Below are 23552 nucleotides of genomic sequence, written 5' to 3'. Positions count from 1 at the left end.
TCGCGCGGCCGGCTGCGCAGTCGCGCCGGCTGGGTTCTAAAGAGCCGCGGACAATACGAATCCCGAACCCAAAGTCAATCGGCGCCTAGAGAATCCTTGGCTTTGTCGGTCCGGAGCGGAAGCGCATGTAGGGGATGGGCCGTTCCGGCTCGTCCAGGCGCGCCATCACCTCGGTGATCACCGAGCGGGTGACCATGGGCAGCTTGAGGTCCAGCGCCTCCTGGAAGTCGAACCAGGCGATCTCCTCCAGCTCGCCGCAATCGGGCTGGCGCTCCAGGCTCACCAGATGCTCGGCGTCGGCCATCAGGAACCAGGTGTCGAACCGCTTGGCCAGCATCGGCGGCGTCACGGCCCGGTAGACGAGGCTGAGCGCCTCCAGGTCGGGCGCGGCGCCATGGGCCATGAACTCGCGCCAGGGGCCCAGGGCGGGGCGGGCCTCCACAGGCTTGGCCAGCAGCAGGCCGGCCTCCTCGAAGGTCTCGCGGATCGCCGCCAGGCCCAGGGCGCGGGCCTTGCCCGGCGTGACATGGGCGTGGAACTTGGCCGCCACCTCGGGCCGCAGGTCAGTGGCGAAGGGGCCTTTGAAATCGGTCTTGTCGACCCGCCCACCCGGGAAGACCCACAGGTTGGCCATGAAGTCGTGCCCGCCGTGGCGCTTGCCCATCAGCACGCGAGGCTTGGGGCCATCGCGCCGAATGATGAACAGGGTGGCGGCGTCGCGCGGCTTGACGGCCTTGACGCCGGCTTGGCGCACACGGTTGCCCTCGGTGGGACGGGAAGCTTGGTTCGCATCGGTCATGAAACAACTGTATGACCCGAGTCTCCCCGAGGGAACGGCGCCGTAGGGTCACAGGCGAAATTTCTGACCCTCAGCCTAGCGTCGCTTGCCCTTTCGGACCCCCTTGGGTGGGCCACCCTTGCGCTTGGCGTCGAAGGAGCCGGGCGCGCGGCGGATGGCGCCGATGCGCGGCCGGGCGGCGTTGGGATCGCGGGGTTGCGGCTCGCTCAGCATCTCAAACAGCAGGCCTCCCGTGATCGGCGTGGCCTCCACCAGCTTGACCTCCACCTGCATCCCCAAAGGCCAGCGGGCGCCGGAACGCTCCCCCACCAGGGCGTGGCTGCGGTCGTCGTGGATGAAGAACTCGCCCCCCAGCTTGGACACCGGGACCAGGCCGTCGGCCCCGGTCTCGGCCAGGCGGATGAACAGCCCAAACCGTGTTACCCCGGTGATTCGCCCGGCGAAGGTCGCCCCGACCCGGTCAGCCAGGAAGGCGGCCACATAGCGGTCGGTGGCGTCGCGCTCGGCGGCCATGGCCCGGCGCTCGGCCACCGTGATCTGCTCGGCCGTGGACTTCATCTGGCTGATGTCCTGGTCGCTCAGCCCGTCGTCCCCCAGCCCCAGGGACCGGACCAGGCCCCGGTGCACGATGAGGTCGGCATAGCGACGGATCGGCGAGGTGAAGTGGGCGTAGCGGGCCAGGTTCAGACCAAAGTGACCGATGTTCTCGGTGGAATAGATCGCCTGCATCTGGCTGCGCAGCACCACCTCATTGATGATGTCGGCGTTCGGCCCCTCACGGGTCTCGGCCAGCAGCTTGTTGAAGCGGTCGGTGCGCGGCGCCTCGCCCTTGTTCCAGGGGATATCCAGGGTGGCCAGGAACTCGGCCAGGGACTGCACCTTCTCCTGGCTGGGGGTGTCGTGGATCCGGTAGATCAGCGGGGTCTTCTTGGCTTCCAGCGTCTCGGCCGCGCAGACATTGGCCTGCACCATCATCTCCTCGATCAGCTTGTGCGCTTCGAGCGCGGCGCGGGGCGTGATCGCGGTGATCTCGCCTTCGGGATTGATCAGGATGCGGCGCTCGGCGCTCTCGATGGCCAGGGGGGAGCGGGCGAGCCTGCCCTGCAGCATGCACCGATAGGCGGCCCACAGGGGCTCCAGGATGGGCGCCAGCAGCGGGCCGGTCACATCGTCCGGCTCGCCGTCGATCGCCGCCTGGGCCTGCTCGTAGGAGAGCTTGGCGGCCGAGCGCATCAGGCCGCGCACGAACCTGTGGCCCTTCTTGCGGCCCGACTTGTCGAACACCATCCGCACGGCGATGCAGGCGCGGTTCTCGCCCTGGCGCAGGGAGCACAGCCCCGCCGACAGGCGCTCGGGCAGCATGGGCTCCACCCGGTCGGGGAAGTAGACGCTGTTGGCCTTTTCCCGCGCCGTGACGTCCAGGGACGAGCCGGGGCGCACATAGGCCGCCACATCGGCGATGGCGACCCAGACGATCCAGCCGCCCTTGTTTCCCGCGTCATCGTCAGGCTCGGCATAGACGGCGTCGTCGTGGTCGCGGGCGTCCGGCGGGTCGATGGTGATCAGCGGCACCTGGCGCAGGTCCTCGCGCCCAGTGAGCGTCGGCGGCTGGGCCGCTTCGGCCTCGGCCTCCGCGGCCGCCGGGAAGCCGGTGGGGATGCCGTGGGAGTGGATGGCGATCAGGGAGGCGGCGCGCGGCTGGTCCTCGCGGCCCACCACCTCCAGCAGCTTGCCTCTCTTCGGCCCATAACGCTGCTCGGAGGTGCCGACCTGGGCCAGGACCAGGTCGCCGTCCCGCAGCTCCTGGGCCTTGGGATCGGTGAGGATCAGGCTCTCCTTGGACTTGCGGTCCACCGGCTCGACCCGCACCTCGCGGTTGGACTTGCGGACCACGCCCAGGATCTTGTGGACGCTGGCCCCCAGCCGCTTGATCAGGCGTGCCTCGGTCTCGCCGTTCTCCAGGGTCTCGAACCGCACCAGCAGGCGGTCGCCGACCCCGGGGGCCGGGCCGATGGGATCGGCGCGCCCAGGCGCCAGCCGCACCAGGCCCGTGTCGTCGCCCTTGGTCAGGCGAACCATCAGGTCGCCGTCGGTGTCCTTCTCGATGACGTCCACAACGCCCACCGGGGGCAGGGCGCCGGCCTGGGCCAGGCCGCGCCGGCCACGACGGCCCAGCTCGCCACCCTCCTGCAGCTCCTTGAGCATCTCGCGCAGGGCCTTGCGGTCGGCGCCCTTCAGCCCGAACGCCTTGGCGATCTCGGCCTTGTCGGTCTCACCCGCCTCGCGGATGTATTTCAGCAGGGTTTCGCGGTCGGGCAGGCCCTGGGTCGGCTTGGCCGCGGAGGACTTGAAGCGGGACGCCTTGGGCGCACGAGTCTTGGGCATGGGCTCTTGTAACGCGCCTGCGCCAAACTCGCTTCCTCAAACGATGCGGGCGACTATCCCGGCAGGCGCTCGAAGCTCGGAATGCCGGCGGGCACGTGATGGAAGGCTTGCTGATCCACCGTGAAGATCGCCATGCCCGGGGTGAACACGCTGGGGTCGTCCAGGGAGCCGACCTTCAGGATCACCGCCGGAAAGCCCGGCGAGCGGGCCAGGATGTGCGACCCGCACTCCGCGCAGAACTCCCGGGTGACCGGACGCTCCAGATCGGGGCGCGTGAAGCTCTTGGGGGCGCCCTTGGTGTAGCGGAAACCCGGGATCGGCATGGCGATGAACACATTGGGCGAGCCGCCGCTGATGTGCTGGCACTCCCGGCAATGGCACTGGGCCTGCATCATCGGCTCGCCCTCGGCCTCATAGCGCAGGGCGCCGCAATAGCATCCGCCTTCAAGTTTCATGGTGTCCTCCCGACCTGTTGGCGGAACTCTAGGCGCGGGGAGGGGACTGTAAAGCCTGTCCCTCAGTCATCCTCGCGGAAGGTCCCCAGCCGGGTCAGGCCCTTGATGGTGGTGGCGCCGTCGGTCTTGGTCACTGTCCGCACCGAACCCACCGTCGTGGCCGCGATCTCGGCGGCCAGGGCCTCGGAGTGGGTCACCAGCCAGAGCTGGGATCGGTCGGCGGCCTGGCCCACCAGGCGGGCCAGGGGCTTCATCAGGGCCGGATGCAGGCTGGACTCCGGCTCGTTCAGGGCCACGAAGGCGGGCAGGCGATAGGCCATCAGGGCGCCGGCCAGGGCCAGGAACTTCAGCGTCCCGTCCGACAGCTCGGCGGCCTCGAACACGCGGCGGGGAAAGTCCGGGAAGCTCATGCCGAAACTGGCGGTGCGGTCCGGCTGCGGAACCACCAGCCGCGCGCCCGGAAAGGCCTGGTCGATCACCGCGTCCAGGTCGGCGGTGTCCTCGCGGATATGGGCCAGGGTCGCGAACACGGCCGCCAGGTTGGAGCCGTCCGACGCCAGGGTGGGGCTGGCCACCGCCGTGCAGGGCCGCCGCAGCGGCGAGGCCGCATCGGTGCGCAGGTCATGGTAGAACCGCCACTCCAGCAGGGTGCGTCGCACGATATCCAGGCCGGGATACTTGCCGGGGTCCTCCAGCCGGGCCAGCACGGTCTCCGAGGCCAGCAGGTCGATGTCCACCTCCTGCGGACGGCCCTCCTCGTCGCGGGCCATCACTGAGGCGTTCTTGCGGTCCAGCAGCCGCACCGGCCGTCCGCCGCTCAGATAGGACAGCTGCTCGGTCTTGATCTGCGGCTCGGTGGGAAAGGCCGGCGCGGTCGGGAAGGGGAAGCCGACCTCCACCTCGTAGCGGTAACCCACGGCCGGGCGGCCCGGCACGGCCAGGTCGACGGAAAAGCTCATCCGCGCGGGCTCGTTCTTCCGCCGCGGCCCCGCCCAGAAGGCCGCCGCCATGCCCTCGCGGGCCAGCTCGGCGCCCAGCGTATTGGTGGCCGCCGCCCGCAACAGCTCCAGGGCCCGGTACAGGTTGGACTTGCCGACTCCGTTGGCGCCGACGAAGACCTCCAGGTTGGTGACCGGATAGGCGATCTGCGCCAGCGACCGGTAGCCCGAAGCGGAGAAGTCGCTGACGGGCAGCAGCATCGATTCCTAGGCCTTTACCGCCTTCTTGGCCGCCGGCTTCTTCGCGGCCGGTTTCTTGGCGGCGGTCTTCTTGGCCGCGGGCTTCTTCACCGCCGCCGTCGCCCCGGCCTCCGCCTTGGGCTTGGCCGCCGCCTTGGCCTTGGGGGCCGCCTTCTTCTTCGCGGGCTTCTTGCCGCCGCCCTTTTCCACTCGCTCGGCGATCAGCTTGACGGCCTCTTCGAGGGTCAGGTCTTGCGGGTCCGACCCCTTGGGCACATTGGCGTTGGTGGAGCCGTGCTTGATGTAGGGCCCATAGCGGCCGGCCAGCACCTTCACGGGCTGACCGTCCACCGGGTGGGCGCCCAGGTCCTTCAGGGCCGCGGATTCGCCGCGACCGCCCCGGCCGCCAGCGCGCTTCTCGGCCAGCAGGGTGACGGCGCGGTTCAATCCCACCTCGAACACCTCGTCGGCGGTGGGCAGGTTGGCATAGGTGCCGTTGTGCAGGACGAAGGGCCCGAACCGGCCGATGCCGGCGGTGATCATGATCCCGTCTTCCGGGTGGGCGCCGACCTCGCGGGGCAGGCGCAGCAGTCGCAGGCCCTTCTCCAGGTCCATTGCGGCGGCCGACCAGCCCTTGGGGAGGCTGGAGCGCTTGGGCTTCTCGCCGTCGCCCAGCTGGACATAGGGACCAAAGCGGCCGGACTTCAGGAACACCGTCTCGCCGGTCTCCGGGTCGACCCCCAGTTCGCGGTCGCCGCTCTCGCCCTCGGCGTCATCCGCCGACTGGGCGATGGGCCGGGTGTAGCGGCACTCCGGATAGTTCGAGCAGCCGATGAAGGCCCCGAACTTGCCGGTCTTCAGGGACAGCTGCCCCGCCCCGCAGGTGGGGCAGGCGCGCGGATCGGAGCCGTCTTCCTTCTGCGGGAAGATGTGGGGGCCGAGCGCCTCGTTGAGCGCGTCCAGCACATGGGTGACGCGCAGTTCGGCGATCTCGCCGACGGCGGCGTGGAAGTCCTGCCAGAACTCCCGCAACAGGGCCTTCCAGTTCAGCTCGCCGGCCGAGACCAGGTCGAGCTTTTCTTCCAGGGCGGCGGTGAAGTCGTACTGGACGTAGCGGTTGAAGAACTGCTCCAGGAAGGCGGTGACCAGCCGTCCCTTGTCCTCCGGGATGAACCGGTTCTTGTCCATGCGGACGTATTCCCGGTCGCGCAGCACGGTCAGCACCGAGGCGTAGGTCGAGGGCCGGCCGATGCCGAGCTCCTCCATCTTCTTCACCAGGCTGGCTTCCGAATAGCGCGGCGGCGGTTCGGTGAAGTGCTGGTCGGCGCGGGCGGTGATCACCTTGGCGGCGGCGCCCTCGTTGACCTGGGGCAGGCGGCCGCTCTCCTCGTCGCCCTCGTCGTCGCGGCCTTCCTCGTAGACGGCCAGATAGCCGTCGAACAGCACCACCTGGCCGGTGGCGCGCAGGCCGGTCTTGCCGTCGGCGCTCTCCAGCTCGATGGTGGTCCGCTCGATGCGGGCGGCCTCCATCTGCGAGGCGATCATCCGCTTCCAGATCAGTTCATAGAGCCGGCCAAGGTCGCTCTCCAGCCGCAGCGAGCCGGGGTTGCGGGCCAGGCTGGTGGGGCGGATGGCTTCGTGCGCCTCCTGGGCGTTCTTGGCCTTGGTCTTGTAGATCCGCGCGGTCTCGGGAACGTATTCCTTGCCGTAGACGCCGCCGATCACCTCGCGCGCCTCGTCCAGCGCCTCGGGCGCCGACTGCACGCCGTCGGTCCGCATATAGGTGATGAGACCCACGGTCTCGCCGCCGATGTCGATGCCTTCGTACAGCTTCTGGGCGGCCTGCATGGTGCGCTGGGTGGAGAAGCCCAGCTTGCGGGCGGCCTCCTGCTGCAGGGTCGAGGTGGTGAAGGGCGGGGCAGGGGACCTGCGCGCTGGCTTCTTTTCCACCGAGGCGATCTTCAGGGTCGCCCCGTCCACCGCGGCCTTGGCGGCCAGGGCGGTGGTCTCGTCGCCCAGGTCGAACTTGGTCAGCCGCTTGCCGTCATGTTTGACCATGCGGGCCAGGAAGGGGTCGCCCCCGGCGCTGACATCGGCCTCGACCGTCCAGTATTCCTGGTTCTTGAAGCGCTCGATCTCGATCTCGCGGTCGACCACCAGACGCAGGGACACCGACTGCACCCGGCCCGCCGAGCGCGAGCCCGGCAGCTTGCGCCACAGCACCGGCGAGAGGGTGAAGCCCACCAGATAGTCCAGGGCGCGGCGGGCCAGATAGGCCTCCACCAGCTCCATGTCGATGTCGCGCGGATGCTTCATCGCCTCGGTGACGGCGGCCTTGGTGATGGCGTTGAACACCACCCGCTGGACGGTGGCGCCCTTGATGGCCTTCTTCTTCTGGAGAACCTCCAGCACGTGCCAGGAAATGGCCTCACCCTCGCGGTCGGGGTCGGTGGCCAGGATGATCTTGTCGGCGGTCTTGGCGAAGTCGGCGATCTCCGACAGCCGCTTGGCGGACTTGGCGTCCACGTCCCACAGCATCAGGAAGTCCTCGTCGGGCTTCACCGAGCCGTCCTTGGCCGGCAGGTCGCGCACGTGGCCGTACGAGGCCAGGACCTTATAGTCCGAGCCCAGGTACTTGTTGATGGTTTTGGCCTTGGCCGGGCTCTCGACGACGACGAGGTTCATGCGGTTTTAAGGGTGGTCCAAGGGCCGAAGCGCCCGAAATTCAAGGGCCCGGAAGGTGGGGTGTCCGCCTAGGCCCTGTCAACGGGCCGATTGCACTTCAAGCTCTACAAGTCAGGATTGAGGCGGGGCCTGCCCGCCCCCGGGCTGCCCGCCGCACGGCCGGGTCAGGCGCGCGACACCATGCCGCCGGGCAGCAGCTCCGCGCGGCCGGCCAGGGACAATTCCATCAGCGCCGCCAGGACGGCGGGCAGGGGCGCCCGCGCCGCGCGCACGATCTCGTCGCGCGACACCGGGGTGGGGGAGAGCAGCTCGGCGATGGCCTCGCGTAGCTTTTCCGCCGCAGCATCCGAGATGTCGGCGGTCACGGCGTAGCGGTCCTGGTCCGGCTCGCGGAAACCGCCGAAGCCCTCCAGCGCCCGCAGCACGTCCTCCGCGCCCTCGCAGATCGCCGCCCCCTGACGGATCAGGTCGTTGGTCCCCTTGGCGCGCGGGTCCAGCGGCGAGCCCGGCACCGCCAGCACCTCGCGCCCCTGCTCGGCGGCGAGCCGCGCCGTGATCAGCGAGCCCGACCGGATCTCGGCCTCAACCACCACGACCGCTCGGCTGAGGCCCGAGATGATCCGGTTGCGGCGGGGAAAATCCTTGGCCTGGGCGGTCTGCCGGGGCCGGCTCTCGGAAACCACGCAGCCGGCCTCGACGATGCGGGCGTGCAGGTCGCGGTGCTCCGGCGGATAGATGTCGGCGATCCCGCCGCCCAGGACGGCGATGGTCCCGGTGGGCAGCGACCCCTCGTGCGCCGCGCCGTCCACGCCCCGCGCCAGGCCCGAAACGATCACCTGTCCCGCCTGCCCCAGGTCGCTGGCCAGGCCGCGAGCGAACCTCTGTCCCGCGGCCGAGGCGACCCGCGCCCCCACCACGGCGACGATCGAGCGCTGCAGAAGCTGGGCGTCCCCCCAGGCCCATAGCACCGGTGGCGGTGGATCGAGCGCCGCCAGGGGCTGAGGGAATTCCGCCTCGCAGGCGCAGAGCAGGCGGGCGCCCAGGGCGGCGCCGTCGGTCAGCTCGGCCTCGACATCCTCGACGCTCGGCACGCCGAGCGGCGACACCCGCCCCCCGCGCCGCGCGAGGTCCGGCAGGGCGGCCAGGGCCAAGGAGGCCTCGCCATAGCGGGAGATCAGCTGGTCGAAGGTGACCGGCCCCACATTCTCGGTGCGCGCCAGCCGTAGCCAGTCGCGCCGCCCGGCCTCGGTCAGGGTTCGGCTCAAGCGGGGTCCTTCTTGTCGCCCCCGATGCGCGGCTCCTCGCCCTTCAGCAGGCGGCGGATGTTCTCGGCGTGGCGGAAATAGATCAGCACCGCCATGAACAGGGCGAGCCAGGCGATGGGCAGGGGCCGGTCGAAGACGAAGGCGGCGTAGATCGGGGCGAGCGCTACGGCGGTCAGGGCCGCCAGCGAGGAGATCCGGAACAGGAAGGCCATGACGATCCAGGTCGCGCCCGCCGCGATCCCCACGGGCCAGGCCGCCGCCAGCAGGGTGCCGAAGAAGGTGGCCACCCCCTTGCCGCCCTTGAACTTCAGCCAGACGGGGAACAGGTGTCCCAGGAAGGCGCTCGCCGCGGCGATGGAGGTCAGCAGGGCCTGGACGTCCTTGGTGCTCTCCCGCGTCGCCAGCCAGGCGATCAGCACCGCCACCGCCCCCTTGCCGCCGTCCCCCAGCAGGGTGATGGCCGCCAGGTCCTTGCGGCCGGTGCGCAGGACGTTGGTCGCCCCGATATTGCCCGAGCCGATATTGCGCAGGTCGCCCGCGCCCCCCAGCCGGGTGGCGATGACGCCGAACGGAATGGAGCCCAGCAGGTAGCCGCCGATGACGGCCGCGGCGATCAGCGCGGGACTGAGTGACTCAAGCATGTAATTCCCCCCAATTGCCGAGAGCCTAGCCTTCCGGCGCGCTCTCGTCATCCAGCGCGGCGCGGACCCTGACCGCCAGGGCCGTGATATCCACCGGCGCCGTGGTGTCGACCTCGATCACCCGGCCCAGGCCCACCGGCCCGTCGTACTCCGCCAGCAGGGATGCGGGCAGGTCGCGCAGGGTGTGGATGGCGTGGCGTTCCCCGATCAGCGACCGCGCCGAATACCGCCGGCTGGCCTCGTCCGGCGGGCAGCGGCAATAGACCTCCACCAGCCGGCCGCCCAGCCCGGTCAGCATGCGGCGCTCATAGGCGCTCCTGGGCCGGAAATTGGCCTCCAGCACCACGGCGGGTGACAGCGCCGCCAGGGTCCAGATCAGCTCCATGGACGCGCTGCCGAGCGCCTTGGTCCAGACCTCCGGCTCGGCCCGCTGCCCCAGCACGTCGGCCAGCCGCTCCTTGATCACGTCCTTGGACAGCAGGGGCAGGGCCAGGGCCTGGGCCAGCGGCAGGGCCAGGGTCGACTTGCCCGCCCCCGGCGCGCCCGAGACCATCACCACCTGGCGCACGGATCAGACCTCTTGCGCCAGCACGGCGGTCAGGGCGGCCAGCGCCGCCTCGTCGCGCCGATAGAAGGTCCACTGCTTGATGCGCCTGGGCGTCACCAGCCCGGCCTGGGTCAGCACCCGCATGTGTTCCGACAGGGTCGGCTGGCTGACCCCCAGCTTCTCGGCGATCCGCACGCCGCAGACCCCGTCCTCCACCAGGTCCCCGTCCACCTGCGGCGGGAAATTGGCGCGCGGGTCCTTCAACCAGGCCAGGATCTGCAGCCGGCGGTCGTTGCCCAGGGCCTTGAAGGCGAGTGCGTTCGTCATATCGCCAATTGGCTAAGTTTCGGCCGGAACCTAGGTCGCGGCGCGGCCGCAGACAACCTCAGACCCGATAGACGACGCGGCCGTCCACCAGGGTCATGCGGATCTCGCCCTGCAGGCGGCGGCCATCGAAGGGGGAGTTCTTGGACTTCGAGCGCAGCCGGTCGGCGTCGATGACGATGGGGGCGTTCAGGTCGCACAGCACCAGGTCGGCCGGCGCGCCCTTGGACAGCGTCCCGGCGTTCAGGCCCAGCAGCCTGGCCGGCCGGCTGGTCACCGCCGCCATCAGGTCGATCAGCGGGATCCGCCCCTCGTGGTGGAAGGCCAGCAGGGCCGGCAGCAGGGTCTGCAAGCCGATGGCGCCGGGCGCGGCCTCATCATAGGGCAGGCGCTTGTCCTCGGCCGGCGCCGGGGCGTGGGCCGAGACCACGATGTCGATCAGCCCCGTGGCCAGGGCCTCGATCACCGCCTGGCGGTCGTCCTCGCCGCGCACCGGCGGATCGAACTTCATGAAGGTGCGGTAGTCGCCGATGTCGATCTCGTTGAACGACAGGTGGTTGATCGAGGTCGTCGCCGTGATCGGCAGGCCCCGGGCCTTGCCCCGCGCCAGGGTCTCCAGGGCGCAGGCGGTGGTCACCTGGTCCACCAGGAACGGCGCCCCGGTCATCTCCACCAGGGCCAGGTCGCGCTCCAGCATGATCTTCTCGGCGAAGGTCGGCACGCTGGGCAGGCCCATGCGGCCGGCGAACTCCCCCTCGGTGGCCGCCGCGCCGGCGCTCAGCCAGGGGTCGGCCGGGCGGTGGGCCACCAGAACCCCGAAGCTCTTGGCGTAAGCCAGCACCCGGCGCAGCACCTTGGAGTCCACGATCGGCCGGTCGGCGTCGGTGACATAGACGCAGCCCGCCTCGGCCATCAGGCCGATCTCGGCCATCCGCTCGCCCCGCGCCCCCTTGGTGGCCGCCCCGGCCGGGTAGACGTGGACCAGCTCGATATCCCGCGTCCGGCGCAGGATGAAGTCCACCACCGAGGCTTCGTCGATCACCGGATCGGTGTCGGGCTGCAGCACGATGGAGGTCACCCCGCCGGCCGCCGCGGCCAGCCCCGCCGACTTCAGCGTCTCCTTGGTCTCCGAACCTGGCTCCCCGGTCTTGACCCGCAGGTCCACCAGGCCGGGCGCCAGCATGGCGCCGCGGGCGTCAATCACCTCGATGTCGGGCGACAGGCTCCCCAGGTCGCCGCCGTGGCTGACGTCGGCGATCTTGCCGCCCTGCACAAGCAGGGCGCCGGGGCCGTCCCAGCCGCTGGCCGGATCGACGATGCGGGCGTTCACGAAGGCGGTCGGCTGCGCGCTCATAGTTCCTGCCGTCCGATCCATTTTTCCACGACCGGCGGCTTGTAGGCGGCGAGCGCGTCCAGCATCGCCCCGCAGTCCTGGCTGAACACCAGCATGTCGCGGTGCGGCGCCTTCAGGAACGCCTCGCCCACCGCGTGGTCCACAAAGGCCCGCAGGTGATCGAAGTATCCCAGCACGTTGAGGAACCCCGCCGGCTTGGCGTGGAAGCCCAGCTGGCCCCAGGTCCAGATCTCGAAGATCTCCTCCATCGTGCCCACCCCGCCGGGCAGGGCGACAAAGCCGTCGGCCATCTCCGCCATCCGCGCCTTGCGCTCGTGCATGGAGGGCACGACGTCGAGCCGGGTCAGGCCGGTATGGGCGATCTCCTTGTCCATCAGCGCCTCGGGCATCACTCCGAACACCTCGCCCCCGGCCGCCAGGGCGGCGTCGGCGAGGCCGCCCATAAGCCCGACCTTGGCCCCGCCATAGACCAGGGCCAGGCCCCGGCCGGCGATGGCGACGCCCATGGCGCGGGCGGCCTCCATATAGGCCGGGTCGCCGCCAGGGCTCGCGCCGCAGAACACCCCCACTGCGCGCATCAGTCGTTGTCCAGTCGGGCGGCCATGGAGGCCAGCACCGCCATCCGCGCGGCCACCCCCATCTCCACCTGATCCTGGATCAGGCTGACCGACAGGTCGTCGGCCACGTCGGAATCGATCTCCACGCCCCGGTTCATCGGCCCCGGATGCATCACCCGCACGCCCGGCGCGGCGCAGGCCAGCTTCTCGCGGTCCAGGCCGTAGAAGCGGAAATACTCCCGCTGCGACGGCGCCATCACCCCGTCCATGCGCTCCAGCTGCAGGCGCAGCATCATCACCACGTCGCAGCCCTCGATGCCCTCGCGCATGTTGTGGAACACCTGGGCCTTCCAGCGGTCGACGGCGGCCGGCATCAGGGTCGGCGGCCCCACCAGCCGGACCTCGGCCCCCAGCATCTGCAGCAGGCTGACATTGGACCGCGCCACGCGGCTGTGCAGGACGTCGCCGCAGATGGCGACCCTCAAGCCCGCGATCCGCCCGAAGGCGCGCCGCATGGACAGCGCGTCCAGCAGGGCCTGGGTCGGGTGCTCGTGCTGGCCGTCGCCGGCGTTGATCACCGAGCAGGTGACCTTCTGCGCCAGCAGGCTGGCCGCGCCGGAGGAGGCGTGGCGCACCACCAGCAGGTCCGGCTGCATGGCGTTCAGGGTCACGGCGGTGTCGATCAGGGTCTCGCCCTTGGCGATCGACGACGACCGCGGGCTCATATTGACCACGTCGGCCCCCAGCCGCTTGCCGGCCAGCTCGAAGGAGCTCTGGGTCCGCGTCGAATTCTCGAAGAAGAGATTCATCAGCGTCCGACCCTTCAACAGGTCGAGCTTCTTGGAGGTTTGGCGGTTGAGCGACACAAAGCCGTCGGCGAGATCCAGGAGGCTGGCCACCTCCACCTCGTTCAGATCGGTGACGGACAGGAAGTGTCGCCGCGGGAACGGGAAGGTTCTGCCAAGAACCTCGTTCAGACCAGGGGGCAGGGTTGTCATTAAAGGCGCGTCGTAGCGGAGGCCGCCCGCGGCGCCAAGCGAACTCGCCTTTTCGCCCACAGCTGTCGCAGAGGTGAGGATCGCACCCGCACCTTCCCGCCCGCCCCGCTTGACATTTCGAAGATTCGTGAAATATAGAAATGGCAGACAAGCACTGAACCCGGAGCAGACCCATGAAGCGCATCCACCTCCACGTGAGCGTCCCCGACCTCGCCCAATCGATCCAGTTCTACGAGACCCTGTTCGGCACCCCCGCCTCGGTGGTGAAGGACGACTACGCCAAGTGGATGCTCGACGATCCGCGCGTGAACTTCGCCATCTCCCAGCGGGCGCGGGCAGGGGGCGTCGACCATGTCGGCATCCAGGTCGACAGCACCGCCGAACTGGGAGAACTCGCCACCCGTCTCAAGGCCGCCGGCGCCATCACCTTCGACCAGGACGCCACCACCTGCTGCTACGCCAAGTCGGACAAGAGCTGGGTGAGCGACCCCTCCGGCCTGCGCTGGGAAACCTTCCACACCTTCGGTGAGGCCACCCGCTACGGCGAGGACGAGGCCACCGCGGAGATCACCGCCGCCCCCCGCGCCGACATCCCGGCCTGCTGCTGAGGGACGCGGTAAAGGCCGTCGAGGGGGGAGGGCGACTAGTCGCCTAACCCCCGCAGCCGCTCCAGCGCCCCCTGCAGGATCCACCCCGCCGCCATCTTGTCCACCACCTCGGCGCGGCGCGCCCGATTGATGTCGGCCTCGTCGATCAGGAAGCGGTTGATGGCCATGGAGCTCATCCGCTCGTCCCAGAAGGCGATCACCAGCTCGGGGCGCAGGCGCAGCAGGTTGCGGGCGAAGGCGCGGCTGGACTGGGCGCGCGGCCCCTCGCTGCCGTCCATGTTCACCGGCAGGCCGATGACAATCCCGGCCACCTCGCGGCCGTCCATCAGCTTGAACAGCGCCTTGGCGTCGTCGGTGAACTTGGTCTTGCGGATCAGCTCCAGGGGGCTGGCCACCATCCGCGTGGTGTCCGACACCGCCACCCCGATGGTCTTCTCCCCCAGGTCGAGCCCCACCAGCGCGCCATAGCGCGGCAGCAGGGGCGGGAGCTCGGTGATGTCGACGACGGCCATGAGGCTTCCATAGGCCTTCACGCCGTGCGCCGCCAACCCGCGACTCTGGCCGGGCCCTTCACCGCTTCAGGAAGGCCCGCTTCTCAGCGGCCCGCCCCTACATCCGGGCCAGTTCCTCGGCCACGATCGCCTGGACCAGGCGGATGCGAGGGCTCGAATGCAGTTCCTGATGGGTGACCAGCCAGATCGGCGCCGGGATCGACGCCATGTCCGGCAAGAGATTGACCACGCCGGGCGTCCGCTCCGCCACTTCGCGCATCATCACGGCCACACCCATCCCGCGTTTGACCATTTCCCAGATCACGACCGAGGCCTCCGACACGATCCGGAGATCCTCGGTGGCGATGGGAATACCGATCTCGCGCAGGCGTTCGCAGAAGCGGGGGTCATCGAAGCCCATCAGACCCGCCGTGGCCAGATCGGCAGGACGCTTGGGCAGGCCGTTGCGGGCGACCCAGTCCTCGGAGGCGAAGAAACCTGCCTCGGTGTCGCGGATATGCCGGCCCACCAGACCGGGGCGATCAGGACGGACATGGCGTATGGCGATGTCGGCTTCACCCCGGTGAAGATCGCTGATCTCGTTGGAGGCGACGATCGCGATCGTGATCTGCGGCGCCTCTGTTCTGATGCGCGCCACGATCTCGGGAAGAACATAGGCCGCGAAGGTGTCGGTGGCGGAGATACAGACCCGCCCGCCGGTGTCCTGCACCCGGCCACTGGCGGCGAGAACGAACGTCTCCGCCGCCTCACCCATGAGGCGCGTGTGATCGAGCAGGTCCATCCCGGTCTGGTTCAGAACCAGCTTGCGGCCCCGCCGTTCAAACAGGGTCACCCCCAGATCGGCTTCAAGCGCCAGAACCTGCCGCGACAAGGTGGGCTGGGTCAGACCTAGCTGCCGCGCCGCGGCGGACAGCGATCCGGCGGCGGCGGTGGCGTGAAACGCCCGAATATGGTTCCAGTCCATCGCCTTCATGCAAATGCGTATATCATGCCTGCGAATTTCAGCAATTTGCACGATTTACGCATATGCTATTCTGCGTCGCACAGGAGCACTCCACCATGAGTACAGCCAGCGACGCGCGGTTCTGGGACAAGATCTCGCGCAAATACGCCAGGGACGCCATTGCCGATCTGGGCGGCTATGAGCGCACCCTGGATCGGACCCGGGCGCTGCTGAACCCGGACGACCAGGTGCTCGAACTGGGCTGCGGCACCGGCAGCACGGCCCTGCGACTGGCCGGCGATGTGCGGCGCTATCTGGCGACCGACCTTTCCGCCGGAATGATCGCGATCGCCAGGGAGAAGCAGGACGCCAGTCCTATCCCGGCCCTCGCCTTCCAGGTCGCCACCGCCGAGGCCCCGACCCTCGAGACCGGACGGTTCGATGCGGTTCTGGGGTTCAACTATCTGCACATGGTTCGCGACGTGCCGGGAACCCTGCGCCGGATCCACACCCTGCTCGCCCCGAGTGGTCTGTTCGTCTCCAAGACGCCCTGTCTTGGAGACATGAACCCGCTGCTGAGCGGTGTCCTGTTGCCGGCCATGCGCGCGGTCGGCAGGGCGCCCTATGTCAGCGTCTTCCGCCAGGCCGAACTCTGCGAGCTCGTCAGCGCAGCAGGTTTCGACATCCTCGCCGCCGAGAACCACGCCACCAAGGGCGATGATCGCCGTCCCTGCATCGTGGCCCGCAAACGGTCCGAGGCGCCCGCTGCGCCCTAGCAAGCCGCGCGACGCCTCGACTTGGGAATAGCCATGGTGGGCTGCCGGGCTTTGGGGACCTTCCATTCAGGGACTGATGCACCTGTCCCCCGCATCGCCGAGCGTCATCCCCCGGCGCTGGCCTTCGCCTGCGCCAGGGCCCACCCCGATGTCGAGGCCGCCAAGGTCCCGATTGATCGCGGAGATCCGGCCGGGCCCGTCCGCCGAGGCCTGTTCCGGCGCCCTTCGGATCCCTTCTTGGCGGCACAGAACGATGTGGCGCGCCTGCGGTCGTGGCGCAGTCTAGCTTCAGCCTTAACACTTGGGTAGACTCGCGAGCGGGGAAGCGTCGTCCGTTCCGGCCCGAGCGCAGCTCAACTGCAACTTGCCGCAAGCACCGGAGCGCTGACTCTCATGACCGGCCACACCTCCGGGCGCCCACAGCGCGGCTTCCTGGGCATGATCGAGCGCGTGGGCAACCGGCTGCCGGACCCGACCGTCCTCTTCCTCTATCTTATCGGCCTATTGATGTTGCTCTCCTGGTTCGGCGCGAGCCAGGGCTGGGAGGCTTCACTCGCCTACAGCGGCGACAAGGCGCCGGCTTACGCCGAACTCGCCAATGGCGTGCTGACCTACCGGGCGACCAACCTGTTCTCCGAGGAGAACATCGCGCGTCTGTTCACCGAGATGCCGCGCACCTACGCCAGTTTCGCGCCGCTCGGTCTCGTGCTGACGATCATGCTGGGCGCCGCCGTGGCCGAGCGGTCCGGGCTGTTCTCGGCGTTGATCCGCGCCTCGCTCGGCAACGCCCACAAGGCCCTGCTCACGCCCATCCTGGCGCTGATCGGCATGGTGTCCCACCATGCGTCGGACGCCGCCTATGTGGTCTTCATTCCCTTGGCCGCGATCGTCTTCGCCGTTGCGGGACGCCATCCGCTGGCCGGTCTGGCGGCCGCCTTCGCCGCGGTGTCGGGAGGCTACGCCGGAAACGTCGTGCCGGGGCAGATCGACGTCCTGCTCCTGGGCTTCACCCAGGAAGCCGCCCGGATTGTCCAGCCGGACTGGACCATGAACCCGCTCGGCAACTGGTACTACATTCTCGCGATCGTCGGCGTGTTCACCCCCATCATCTGGTTCCTCACCGACCGGGTTATCGAGCCGCGCCTCGGCCCGTGGGGCGGGGTCGTCGATGAGGAACTCCGTGCCGATCTCGACAAGGCGGGGATCACGGCGGAAGAGCGAAAGGGACTACGCCACGCCGGCCTTGTGGCCCTGCTGCTCACGTGCGGCTTCGCGGCCCTGGCGCTTTGGCCGGGCTACACACCCTTCATCGATGAGGCGGCCACAGGCCCGGCCCGTCTACAGCCGCTGTACGCGTCCTTGATCGCCGGCTTCTTCCTGCTGTTTCTCCTGACGGGCGCCGCGTTCGGCCGTGCCGTGGGCGCCGTGAAGGGCGCCGACGACGTCATGGAGATGATGCAGCATGGGGTTCGGACCATGGCCCCGTATCTCGTCTTCGTGTTCTTCGCGGCGCACTTTGTCGCCATGTTCAACTGGTCGGGCATCGGGCCCATCCTCGCGATCAACGGCGCGGCGGCCCTGCAGGGCATGGCCCTGTCGCCGGCGGTCCTGCTGGTCTGCGTGCTGCTGCTCTCCTCCTTCCTGGACCTGTTCATCGGCTCAGCCTCGGCCAAGTGGAGCGCGCTCTCCCCCGTGGTCGTGCCCATGTTCATGCTTCTAGGCGTCAGCCCGGAGATGACGACGGCCGCCTATCGGATGGGGGACAGCTACACCAACATCATGACCCCCTTGATGAGCTACTTCCCGCTCATCCTCGCCTTCGCCAGGCGGTGGGACAACACTGTCGGGGTCGGTTCGCTGCTCGCGCTGATGCTGCCCTACGCCCTGGGCTTCATGATCGCCGGGATCGCCATGACCGCCGGATGGGTGCTCCTCGATCTCCCACTCGGCCCCGGAGCCCAGGTGTACTACACGCCGCCCGGGCGCTGACCACGCGCGGCCCGTCCAGGACTAGGGTGACGCTGGGAATTACGGTGACGAATTACGGTGACAGTGCATTAATTAGTATGCAGCTCGTCGCGAGCCGCGCTCAGAATTACGGTGACGGTGCACTCATATCCCTGCCTTCGCAGCTAGGCCGAGGTCGCTGAATTTGGTGCACTGTCACCGTAATTCCTGTCACCGTAATTCGTGTTTCGCTCGGTGGGCCGTCCTTGAGCGCAAAGCGAGCACCCCTTGCAGGTCCCTGAACTCCAGCGTGCGGTGGCTGCGGCCCTCTCGATCGCCAGGGCGCTTGGCCTCGAGACCGACAACGCGGTCGTTCTTCACAACTCCAACAAGCTGGCCCTGCGTCTGCAGCCCTGTGACGCCTTCGCCCGGGTCGCGCCCATGACAGGGCAAGTGGCGCAGTTCGAGATTGGGCTGGCCGGGCGGCTCGCCGAGGCCGGGTGTCCTGCTGCGGCTCTTGATCCCAGGGTTCCGCCGCGCGTCTACGAGCGCGACGGCTTTGCGATCACGCTCTGGACCTACTACACGCCCGTGGCGCCGGACCTCGCGCCGGACCTCGCGCCGGCCGACTATGCGGATGCGCTCCGGCGTCTGCACGCCGGCATGCGGACCGTCGAGATCGCAGCGCCGCATTTCACCGACCGGGTCGCCGAAGCCCAGGACCTCGTGGCGAACCGGGACCGAACCCCGGAGCTCGCCGACGCCGACCGGCGCCTTCTCAGCGACATGTTGCATAGCCTCACGGCGACGATTGTCGGTCGCGGCGCAGCCGAGCAGTTGCTTCACGGCGAACCGCACCCCGGCAACCTGCTCAGCACAAAGATCGGCCCACTCTTCATCGACCTTGAGACCTGTTGTTTCGGGCCGATCGAGTTCGACCTGGCCCACGTGCCTGAGGCGGTCCCCGAGCATTATCCGGGCGTTGATCAGGCGTTGCTGAGCGACTGCCGCGCCCTGGTTCTCGCGATGGTCGCGGCGTGGCGGTGGGACGCCGACGACGAGTTCCCGAATGGCCGACAGTGGGCCGACCACTTCATCGACACCCTGCGCGAGGGCCCGCCATGGCCGTCGCTCCAGGCCATGGCTCGGCAACTTGAGGGGCGTGGCTGACGGATTACGGTGCGGATTACGGTGACAGTGCATTTAATTAGTATGCAGCCCGTCGCGAGCCGCGCTCAGAATTACGGTGACGGTGCACTCAAATCCCTGCCTTCGCAGGTAGGCCGAGGTCGCTGAATTTAGTGCACTGTCACCGTAATTCGATGACCGGATTGCAGGGGCCGCTCGCCGAGCCGCGACGTCCTGCCGCACCCCGCCCGAACGGTGTTCACCCGACCTTAGAATCTCTCGGCTAGTCATTGCTCCACGTCAGGTGGCGGTCGCCACCTCCGGGGATGACCGACAGGAATGCCGAAGCTTCCGAACCTGGCCGGGATGCTCCAGCGCGGCGCCAGCCTGCGCGCGCCCCGCTTCACGCACCTGCGCACCAAGCTGACCGTGCTCTATGCGGGGCTGTTCGTGGCCATCCTCTTCGTCATCCTCTCGGCGGTCTATGCCGCCGTCGCCCGCAACGCCGAGCGCATCGTCCGCGACGAGCTGGCGGTCAGCGGCCTGGTCTTCGACCGCATCTGGGCTCTGCGCTCCCGCGAGCTGGAGAGCGGCGCCAATGTCCTGGCCCGCGACTTCGGCTTCCGCGCCGCCGTGGCCACCCAGGACGCGGCCACCATCCAGTCAGCCCTGGACAACCTGCGCGCCCGGCTGGGGATCGACGCGGCCTTCGTCGTGGGACTGGACGGCCGGGTGCTCACCGCCTCCAGCACGTCGCGGGCCCGTCCCAGGGACGCCGTGCTGCAAGCCATCGCCGCCCGGGACACCGCCTCGGGCGTCTTCGTCATGGCTGGCGTCCCCTATGAGGCGGTCTCCGCCCCCATCCTGACCCCCATGCTCAGCGGCTGGGTGGTGTTCGCTGTCCGCCTGGACCAGGCCGAGATGAAGGCCCTGGAGCAGCTCTCCGCCATCCCCCTGCAGCCGGTGGTCCTGGTGCGCGGCGTCGACGGCGGCTGGAAGGCCAACACCTGGGCGGTTTCCACCGCCGAGCTGGAGGCGGTGGGCGCCTTCCTCGACGCGCCGAAATCCGAGCGCCAGGCCGCTGTCACCCGCATCGGCCCAGCCGTGGCGGTGATCAAGCCCCTGACCGCCATCGCCCAGGACCGGGTGGTTCTGCTGCTGCGCTATCCGCTGGCCCGCGCGCTGGAGCCCTACAACTGGCTGCTGGGCGCCATGCTGCTGTTGGCCTTGCTGGGGGTCGGCGTGATCGCCGCCGGCAGCTGGGCGCTCGCCCGCAACGTCACCCGGCCCCTGCTGGCCCTGCGGGACGCCGCCGAACGGCTGGAGCGCGGGCAGGACGTTCAGGTCGAGGCCGCCGGAACCGACGAGATCGGCTCCCTGGAGCGCAGCTTCAACGCCATGGCCCAGGGAATCCGCGAACGCGAACGCGCCTTGAAGCTCTCGACCGAGAGGGCGCAGGCCGCCAACCGCGCCAAGAGCGAATTCCTCTCCAACATAAGCCATGAGATCCGCACCCCCCTGAACGGCATCCTGGGCATGGCGCAGATCATGGCGCGCGAACCCGCCGACGCCGCCCACGCCCAGCGCCTGACGGTGATCCGCGAGTCCGGCGAGGCCCTGCTGAAGATCCTCAACAGCGTTCTGGAGATCTCCAAGCCCGACAAGGCCACCCTGGAGGTCGCCGACTTCGACCTCGCCGCCGTGGTTCGCAAGGCCTGCAAGGCCGAGATGGCGGCGGCCGCGGCCAAGGGGCTCAGCTTCGACATCGCCGTGGCCGCCGAGAGCCAGGGCCGCTGGCGCGGCGACGCCGGGCGTCTGGCCCAGGTGCTGGCCAACCTGGTCTCCAACGCCGTGAAGTTCACCCCGGCCGGCGGGGTCACCGTGGCTGTGGACCACGCGGACGCGATCGTCCGGTTCCGGGTCGCTGACACCGGTGTCGGCATCCCGGCCAAGTGGATCGAGGAGGTCTTCGAGGCCTTCAGCCAGGTGGACGCCTCGGCCACGCGGGCCACCGGCGGCGCCGGCCTGGGTCTTTCCGTCGCCCGCGAGATGTCCGCCGTGATGGGGGGGCGGATCACCGCCGCCAGCCAGGAGGGCAGGGGCTCTGTCTTCACCCTGGAGGTTCCGCTGGAGAGGCGGGCCGCCGCCACGCCCGCTCGCGAGGCCACAGCCGACCTGGAGCCCGACGCCGACGCCCCGCCGCTGCGCGTCCTGGCGGCCGAGGACAACAAGACCAACCAGCTGATCCTGACCTCCCTGCTGGAGCCCTTCGGCGTCGATATCACCATCGCCGAGAACGGGCGCGAGGCCGCCGAGCTGTTCGCGGCCGGCGGTTTCGACCTGGTGCTGATGGATATCCAGATGCCCGAGATGGGTGGGGTCGAGGCCACCCGGGCCATCCGCCAGGGCGAGGCCGAGCGCGGCGCGGCGCCCACCCCCATCGTGGCGGTCACCGCCAACGTCATGGCCGAGCAGGTGGCCGAGTATCTCGCCGTCGGCATGAGCGGCGTCGTGGCCAAGCCCATCGAGGCCGAGAAGCTGTTCGCCGCCATCGAGGCCGCCCTCGACGGCGCCTCCGAGCCCGCCGCCCAGGCCGCCTGAGACGACTTCCGCACAGGGATCGCTTGTCAAAGGCGGGGCCGCACGGCTAACCCCTGCGTCGAACAATCAGGAGGCCCCCATGGCCATCGACGCGGCGACCGTCCGAAAGGTCGCCAGACTGGCCCGCATCGCCGAGCCCGAAGACCGCATCGAACCGCTGGCCAAGGAGCTCAGCGGCATCCTGGCCTGGATCGAGCAGCTGTCCGAGGTCGACACCGACGGCGTGGAGCCGATGACCTCCGCCGTCGCCGTGGCCGCCCCGATGCGCGACGACGTGGTCAGCGAAGGCGGCGACTCCGCCCGGGTGCTCTCCAACGCCCCCAGGACCGTGGGCGGCTTCTTCGTCGTCCCCAAGGTGGTCGAGTAAGATCATGTCCAACCTGACCTCCCTGACCCTCAAGGCCGCGCTGGCGGGCCTCGCCGACAAGTCCTTCTCCTCGGTCGAGCTGACCCAGGCCCACGTCGACGCCGTCGCCGCCGCCCGGCCGCTGAACGCCTACATCCTCGAGACGCCCGAGAAGGCCCTCGACATGGCCGCCGCCTCCGACGCCCGCCGGGCCAAGGGCGAGGCCGGCGCCCTGGACGGCGCGCCGCTCGGTATCAAGGACCTGTTCTGCACCGAAGGCGTGCGCACCACCGCCTGCTCCAATATCCTGGGCAACTTCATCCCCACCTACGAATCCACCATCACCAGCCAGTTGTGGCGCGACGGGGCGGTGATGCTGGGCAAGCTCAACCTGGATGAGTTCGCCATGGGCTCGTCCAACGAAACCAGCGCCTTCGGGCCGGTGGTCAATCCCTGGCGCGCCGAGGGTTCAAACGCCAAGCTGACCCCCGGCGGCTCGTCGGGCGGGTCGGCCACGGCCGTCGCCGCCGACCTCTGCCTGGGGGCCACGGCCACTGACACCGGTGGCAGCATCCGCCAGCCCGCCGCCTTCACCGGCACCGTCGGGATCAAGCCGACTTATGGCCGTTGCTCGCGCTGGGGCGTGGTGGCCTTCGCCTCGTCCCTGGACCAGGCCGGCCCCATCGCCAAGACGGTGGAAGACGCCGCCATCCTGCTCAAGTCCATGTCCGGCCACGACGCCAAGGACTCGACCAGCCTGGACATCGAAGTCCCTGATTTCCCGAGCTTTGTCGGCAAGTCGGTCAAGGGGCTGCGGATCGGCATTCCCAAGGAATACCGCGTCGACGGCATGCCCGCCGAGATCGAGAAGCTCTGGGAACAGGGCATCGCCTGGCTGAAGGACGCCGGCTGCGAGATCGTCGAGGTCTCCTTGCCCCACACCAAATACGCCCTGCCGGCCTATTACATCGTGGCGCCCGCCGAGGCGTCCTCGAACCTCGCCCGCTATGACGGCATGCGCTACGGCCTGCGGGTCGACGGCGCCAACCTCACCGAGACCTATGAGAAGACCCGCGCCGCGGGCTTCGGGACCGAGGTCAAGCGCCGCATCATGATCGGCACCTATGTGCTCTCGGCCGGCTATTACGATGCCTACTACGTCAAGGCGCTCAAGGTGCGGCGCCGCATCGCCGACGATTTCGACCAGGCCTTCCAGAAGGTCGACGCCCTGCTGACCCCCACCGCGCCGTCCGCCGCCTTCGCCCTTGGCGAGAACGCCGACGATCCCGTGGCCATGTACCTCAACGACATCTTCACGGTGACGGTGAACCTGGCGGGCCTGCCCGGCATGAGCATCCCGGCCGGCCTCGACCACAAGGGCCTGCCCCTCGGCCTGCAGCTGATCGGCAAGGCGCTGGACGAGGGAACCCTGTTCTCCCTCGGCGGAGCCCTTGAAAAGGCTGCGGATTTCCGCGCCAAGCCCACCCGCTGGTGGTGACAAAA

Annotated in this window: 21 protein-coding genes; 7 read left to right on the top strand and 14 right to left on the bottom strand. The window is 69.2% G+C overall.

Translation table 11 applies throughout. From position 1 onward, the window contains the following. Window positions 1-85 precede the first annotated feature (85 nt). The 12 genes from OCL97_RS10100 to OCL97_RS10045 form a co-directional block, all read right to left on the bottom strand. On the bottom strand, window positions 86-799 hold the full coding sequence (locus OCL97_RS10100; RefSeq protein WP_377369834.1) for an NUDIX hydrolase: 714 nt from the start codon (window positions 797-799) through the stop codon (window positions 86-88). Between the two features lie 75 nt (window positions 800-874). Next, window positions 875-3184 carry a ribonuclease R gene (gene rnr / locus OCL97_RS10095; RefSeq protein WP_377369832.1) on the bottom strand — a complete coding sequence of 770 codons (2310 nt, stop codon included), beginning with the start codon at window positions 3182-3184 and terminating at the stop codon, window positions 875-877. A 53-nt stretch (window positions 3185-3237) separates the two neighbouring features. After that, a complete protein-coding gene (locus tag OCL97_RS10090; protein ID WP_304777182.1) occupies window positions 3238-3639 on the bottom strand; it encodes a GFA family protein in 402 nt (133 codons plus the stop codon). A gap of 62 nt (window positions 3640-3701) precedes the next feature. After that, window positions 3702-4838: an AAA family ATPase gene (locus OCL97_RS10085; RefSeq protein WP_377369829.1), complete on the bottom strand. Its 1137-nt coding sequence runs from the start codon at window positions 4836-4838 to the stop codon at window positions 3702-3704. Window positions 4839-4844: 6 nt separating this feature from the next. Next, window positions 4845-7502 (bottom strand): type I DNA topoisomerase, encoded by a 2658-nt coding sequence (gene topA / locus OCL97_RS10080; protein WP_377369827.1) that lies wholly within the window; start codon window positions 7500-7502, stop codon window positions 4845-4847. A 164-nt stretch (window positions 7503-7666) separates the two neighbouring features. Next, the gene (gene dprA / locus OCL97_RS10075) at window positions 7667-8767 is read right to left on the bottom strand and encodes a DNA-processing protein DprA (protein WP_377369825.1); all 1101 of its coding nucleotides are present in this window, start codon (window positions 8765-8767) and stop codon (window positions 7667-7669) included. Then, window positions 8764-9408: a glycerol-3-phosphate 1-O-acyltransferase PlsY gene (gene plsY, locus OCL97_RS10070; protein WP_377369823.1), complete on the bottom strand. Its 645-nt coding sequence runs from the start codon at window positions 9406-9408 to the stop codon at window positions 8764-8766. Before plsY ends, dprA begins: the two co-directional genes overlap by 4 nt. Window positions 9409-9433: 25 nt before the next feature. Beyond that, window positions 9434-9976, bottom strand: a complete 543-nt coding sequence (locus tag OCL97_RS10065) for an AAA family ATPase (protein WP_377369822.1) — start codon at window positions 9974-9976, stop codon at window positions 9434-9436. Window positions 9977-9979: 3 nt separating this feature from the next. After that, window positions 9980-10282 (bottom strand): ArsR/SmtB family transcription factor, encoded by a 303-nt coding sequence (locus OCL97_RS10060; protein ID WP_304777189.1) that lies wholly within the window; start codon window positions 10280-10282, stop codon window positions 9980-9982. Between the two features lie 58 nt (window positions 10283-10340). Further along, window positions 10341-11633 (bottom strand): dihydroorotase, encoded by a 1293-nt coding sequence (gene pyrC / locus OCL97_RS10055; RefSeq protein ID WP_377369819.1) that lies wholly within the window; start codon window positions 11631-11633, stop codon window positions 10341-10343. After that, window positions 11630-12211, bottom strand: a complete 582-nt coding sequence (locus OCL97_RS10050) for an LOG family protein (RefSeq protein WP_377369817.1) — start codon at window positions 12209-12211, stop codon at window positions 11630-11632. Before OCL97_RS10050 ends, pyrC begins: the two co-directional genes overlap by 4 nt. Further along, window positions 12211-13188: an aspartate carbamoyltransferase catalytic subunit gene (locus OCL97_RS10045; protein WP_377369815.1), complete on the bottom strand. Its 978-nt coding sequence runs from the start codon at window positions 13186-13188 to the stop codon at window positions 12211-12213. Before OCL97_RS10045 ends, OCL97_RS10050 begins: the two co-directional genes overlap by 1 nt. A 173-nt stretch (window positions 13189-13361) precedes the next feature. Here OCL97_RS10045 and OCL97_RS10040 point away from each other — a divergent pair, with 173 nt between their 5' ends. Beyond that, window positions 13362-13796 (top strand): ArsI/CadI family heavy metal resistance metalloenzyme, encoded by a 435-nt coding sequence (locus tag OCL97_RS10040; RefSeq protein ID WP_377369813.1) that lies wholly within the window; start codon window positions 13362-13364, stop codon window positions 13794-13796. 35 nt (window positions 13797-13831) lie between these two features. Here the strand turns inward: OCL97_RS10040 and ruvX are convergent, their stop codons facing one another. Further along, entirely contained in the window at window positions 13832-14308 is a 477-nt protein-coding gene (gene ruvX / locus OCL97_RS10035; protein WP_377369811.1) for a Holliday junction resolvase RuvX, read from the bottom strand. 97 nt (window positions 14309-14405) lie between these two features. Further along, window positions 14406-15281: a LysR family transcriptional regulator gene (locus OCL97_RS10030; RefSeq protein ID WP_377369809.1), complete on the bottom strand. Its 876-nt coding sequence runs from the start codon at window positions 15279-15281 to the stop codon at window positions 14406-14408. An 86-nt stretch (window positions 15282-15367) separates the two neighbouring features. Here OCL97_RS10030 and OCL97_RS10025 point away from each other — a divergent pair, with 86 nt between their 5' ends. From OCL97_RS10025 to gatA, 6 genes are all read left to right on the top strand, one after another. Then, window positions 15368-16027: a class I SAM-dependent methyltransferase gene (locus OCL97_RS10025; protein ID WP_377369807.1), complete on the top strand. Its 660-nt coding sequence runs from the start codon at window positions 15368-15370 to the stop codon at window positions 16025-16027. A 393-nt stretch (window positions 16028-16420) separates the two neighbouring features. Next, window positions 16421-18016 carry an AbgT family transporter gene (locus OCL97_RS10020; RefSeq protein ID WP_377369805.1) on the top strand — a complete coding sequence of 532 codons (1596 nt, stop codon included), beginning with the start codon at window positions 16421-16423 and terminating at the stop codon, window positions 18014-18016. 273 nt (window positions 18017-18289) lie between these two features. Further along, window positions 18290-19144, top strand: a complete 855-nt coding sequence (locus OCL97_RS10015; RefSeq protein WP_377369803.1) for a phosphotransferase — start codon at window positions 18290-18292, stop codon at window positions 19142-19144. 297 nt (window positions 19145-19441) lie between these two features. Beyond that, window positions 19442-21703, top strand: a complete 2262-nt coding sequence (locus OCL97_RS10010) for an ATP-binding protein (protein WP_377369801.1) — start codon at window positions 19442-19444, stop codon at window positions 21701-21703. Window positions 21704-21782: 79 nt separating this feature from the next. Then, window positions 21783-22070: an Asp-tRNA(Asn)/Glu-tRNA(Gln) amidotransferase subunit GatC gene (gene gatC / locus OCL97_RS10005; protein ID WP_305337204.1), complete on the top strand. Its 288-nt coding sequence runs from the start codon at window positions 21783-21785 to the stop codon at window positions 22068-22070. Between the two features lie 4 nt (window positions 22071-22074). Further along, entirely contained in the window at window positions 22075-23547 is a 1473-nt protein-coding gene (gene gatA / locus OCL97_RS10000; protein ID WP_377369799.1) for an Asp-tRNA(Asn)/Glu-tRNA(Gln) amidotransferase subunit GatA, read from the top strand. The last annotated feature ends 5 nt before the right edge of the window (window positions 23548-23552 follow it).

The sequence above is a fragment of the Phenylobacterium ferrooxidans genome (assembly GCF_042714595.1).
Lineage (GTDB): Bacteria > Pseudomonadota > Alphaproteobacteria > Caulobacterales > Caulobacteraceae > Phenylobacterium > Phenylobacterium ferrooxidans.
The sequence above is the reverse complement of the archived record's forward strand: the minus strand, read 5'-3'. Positions and strand labels throughout refer to the sequence as shown.

Bases quoted from the DNA above. Each gene is read 5' to 3' on its own strand.
- OCL97_RS10100 (WP_377369834.1), bottom strand. From the start codon at position 799: ATGACCGATGCGAACCAAGCTTCCCGTCCCACCGAGGGCAACCGTGTG.
- rnr (WP_377369832.1), bottom strand. From the start codon at position 3,184: ATGCCCAAGACTCGTGCGCCCAAGGCGTCCCGCTTCAAGTCCTCCGCG.
- OCL97_RS10090 (WP_304777182.1), bottom strand. From the start codon at position 3,639: ATGAAACTTGAAGGCGGATGCTATTGCGGCGCCCTGCGCTATGAGGCC.
- OCL97_RS10085 (WP_377369829.1), bottom strand. From the start codon at position 4,838: ATGCTGCTGCCCGTCAGCGACTTCTCCGCTTCGGGCTACCGGTCGCTG.
- topA (WP_377369827.1), bottom strand. From the start codon at position 7,502: ATGAACCTCGTCGTCGTCGAGAGCCCGGCCAAGGCCAAAACCATCAAC.
- plsY (WP_377369823.1), bottom strand. From the start codon at position 9,408: ATGCTTGAGTCACTCAGTCCCGCGCTGATCGCCGCGGCCGTCATCGGC.
- OCL97_RS10060 (WP_304777189.1), bottom strand. From the start codon at position 10,282: ATGACGAACGCACTCGCCTTCAAGGCCCTGGGCAACGACCGCCGGCTG.
- pyrC (WP_377369819.1), bottom strand. From the start codon at position 11,633: ATGAGCGCGCAGCCGACCGCCTTCGTGAACGCCCGCATCGTCGATCCG.
- OCL97_RS10050 (WP_377369817.1), bottom strand. From the start codon at position 12,211: ATGCGCGCAGTGGGGGTGTTCTGCGGCGCGAGCCCTGGCGGCGACCCG.
- OCL97_RS10045 (WP_377369815.1), bottom strand. From the start codon at position 13,188: ATGACAACCCTGCCCCCTGGTCTGAACGAGGTTCTTGGCAGAACCTTC.
- OCL97_RS10040 (WP_377369813.1), top strand. From the start codon at position 13,362: ATGAAGCGCATCCACCTCCACGTGAGCGTCCCCGACCTCGCCCAATCG.
- ruvX (WP_377369811.1), bottom strand. From the start codon at position 14,308: ATGGCCGTCGTCGACATCACCGAGCTCCCGCCCCTGCTGCCGCGCTAT.
- OCL97_RS10030 (WP_377369809.1), bottom strand. From the start codon at position 15,281: ATGAAGGCGATGGACTGGAACCATATTCGGGCGTTTCACGCCACCGCC.
- OCL97_RS10025 (WP_377369807.1), top strand. From the start codon at position 15,368: ATGAGTACAGCCAGCGACGCGCGGTTCTGGGACAAGATCTCGCGCAAA.
- OCL97_RS10020 (WP_377369805.1), top strand. From the start codon at position 16,421: ATGACCGGCCACACCTCCGGGCGCCCACAGCGCGGCTTCCTGGGCATG.
- OCL97_RS10010 (WP_377369801.1), top strand. From the start codon at position 19,442: ATGCCGAAGCTTCCGAACCTGGCCGGGATGCTCCAGCGCGGCGCCAGC.
- gatC (WP_305337204.1), top strand. From the start codon at position 21,783: ATGGCCATCGACGCGGCGACCGTCCGAAAGGTCGCCAGACTGGCCCGC.
- gatA (WP_377369799.1), top strand. From the start codon at position 22,075: ATGTCCAACCTGACCTCCCTGACCCTCAAGGCCGCGCTGGCGGGCCTC.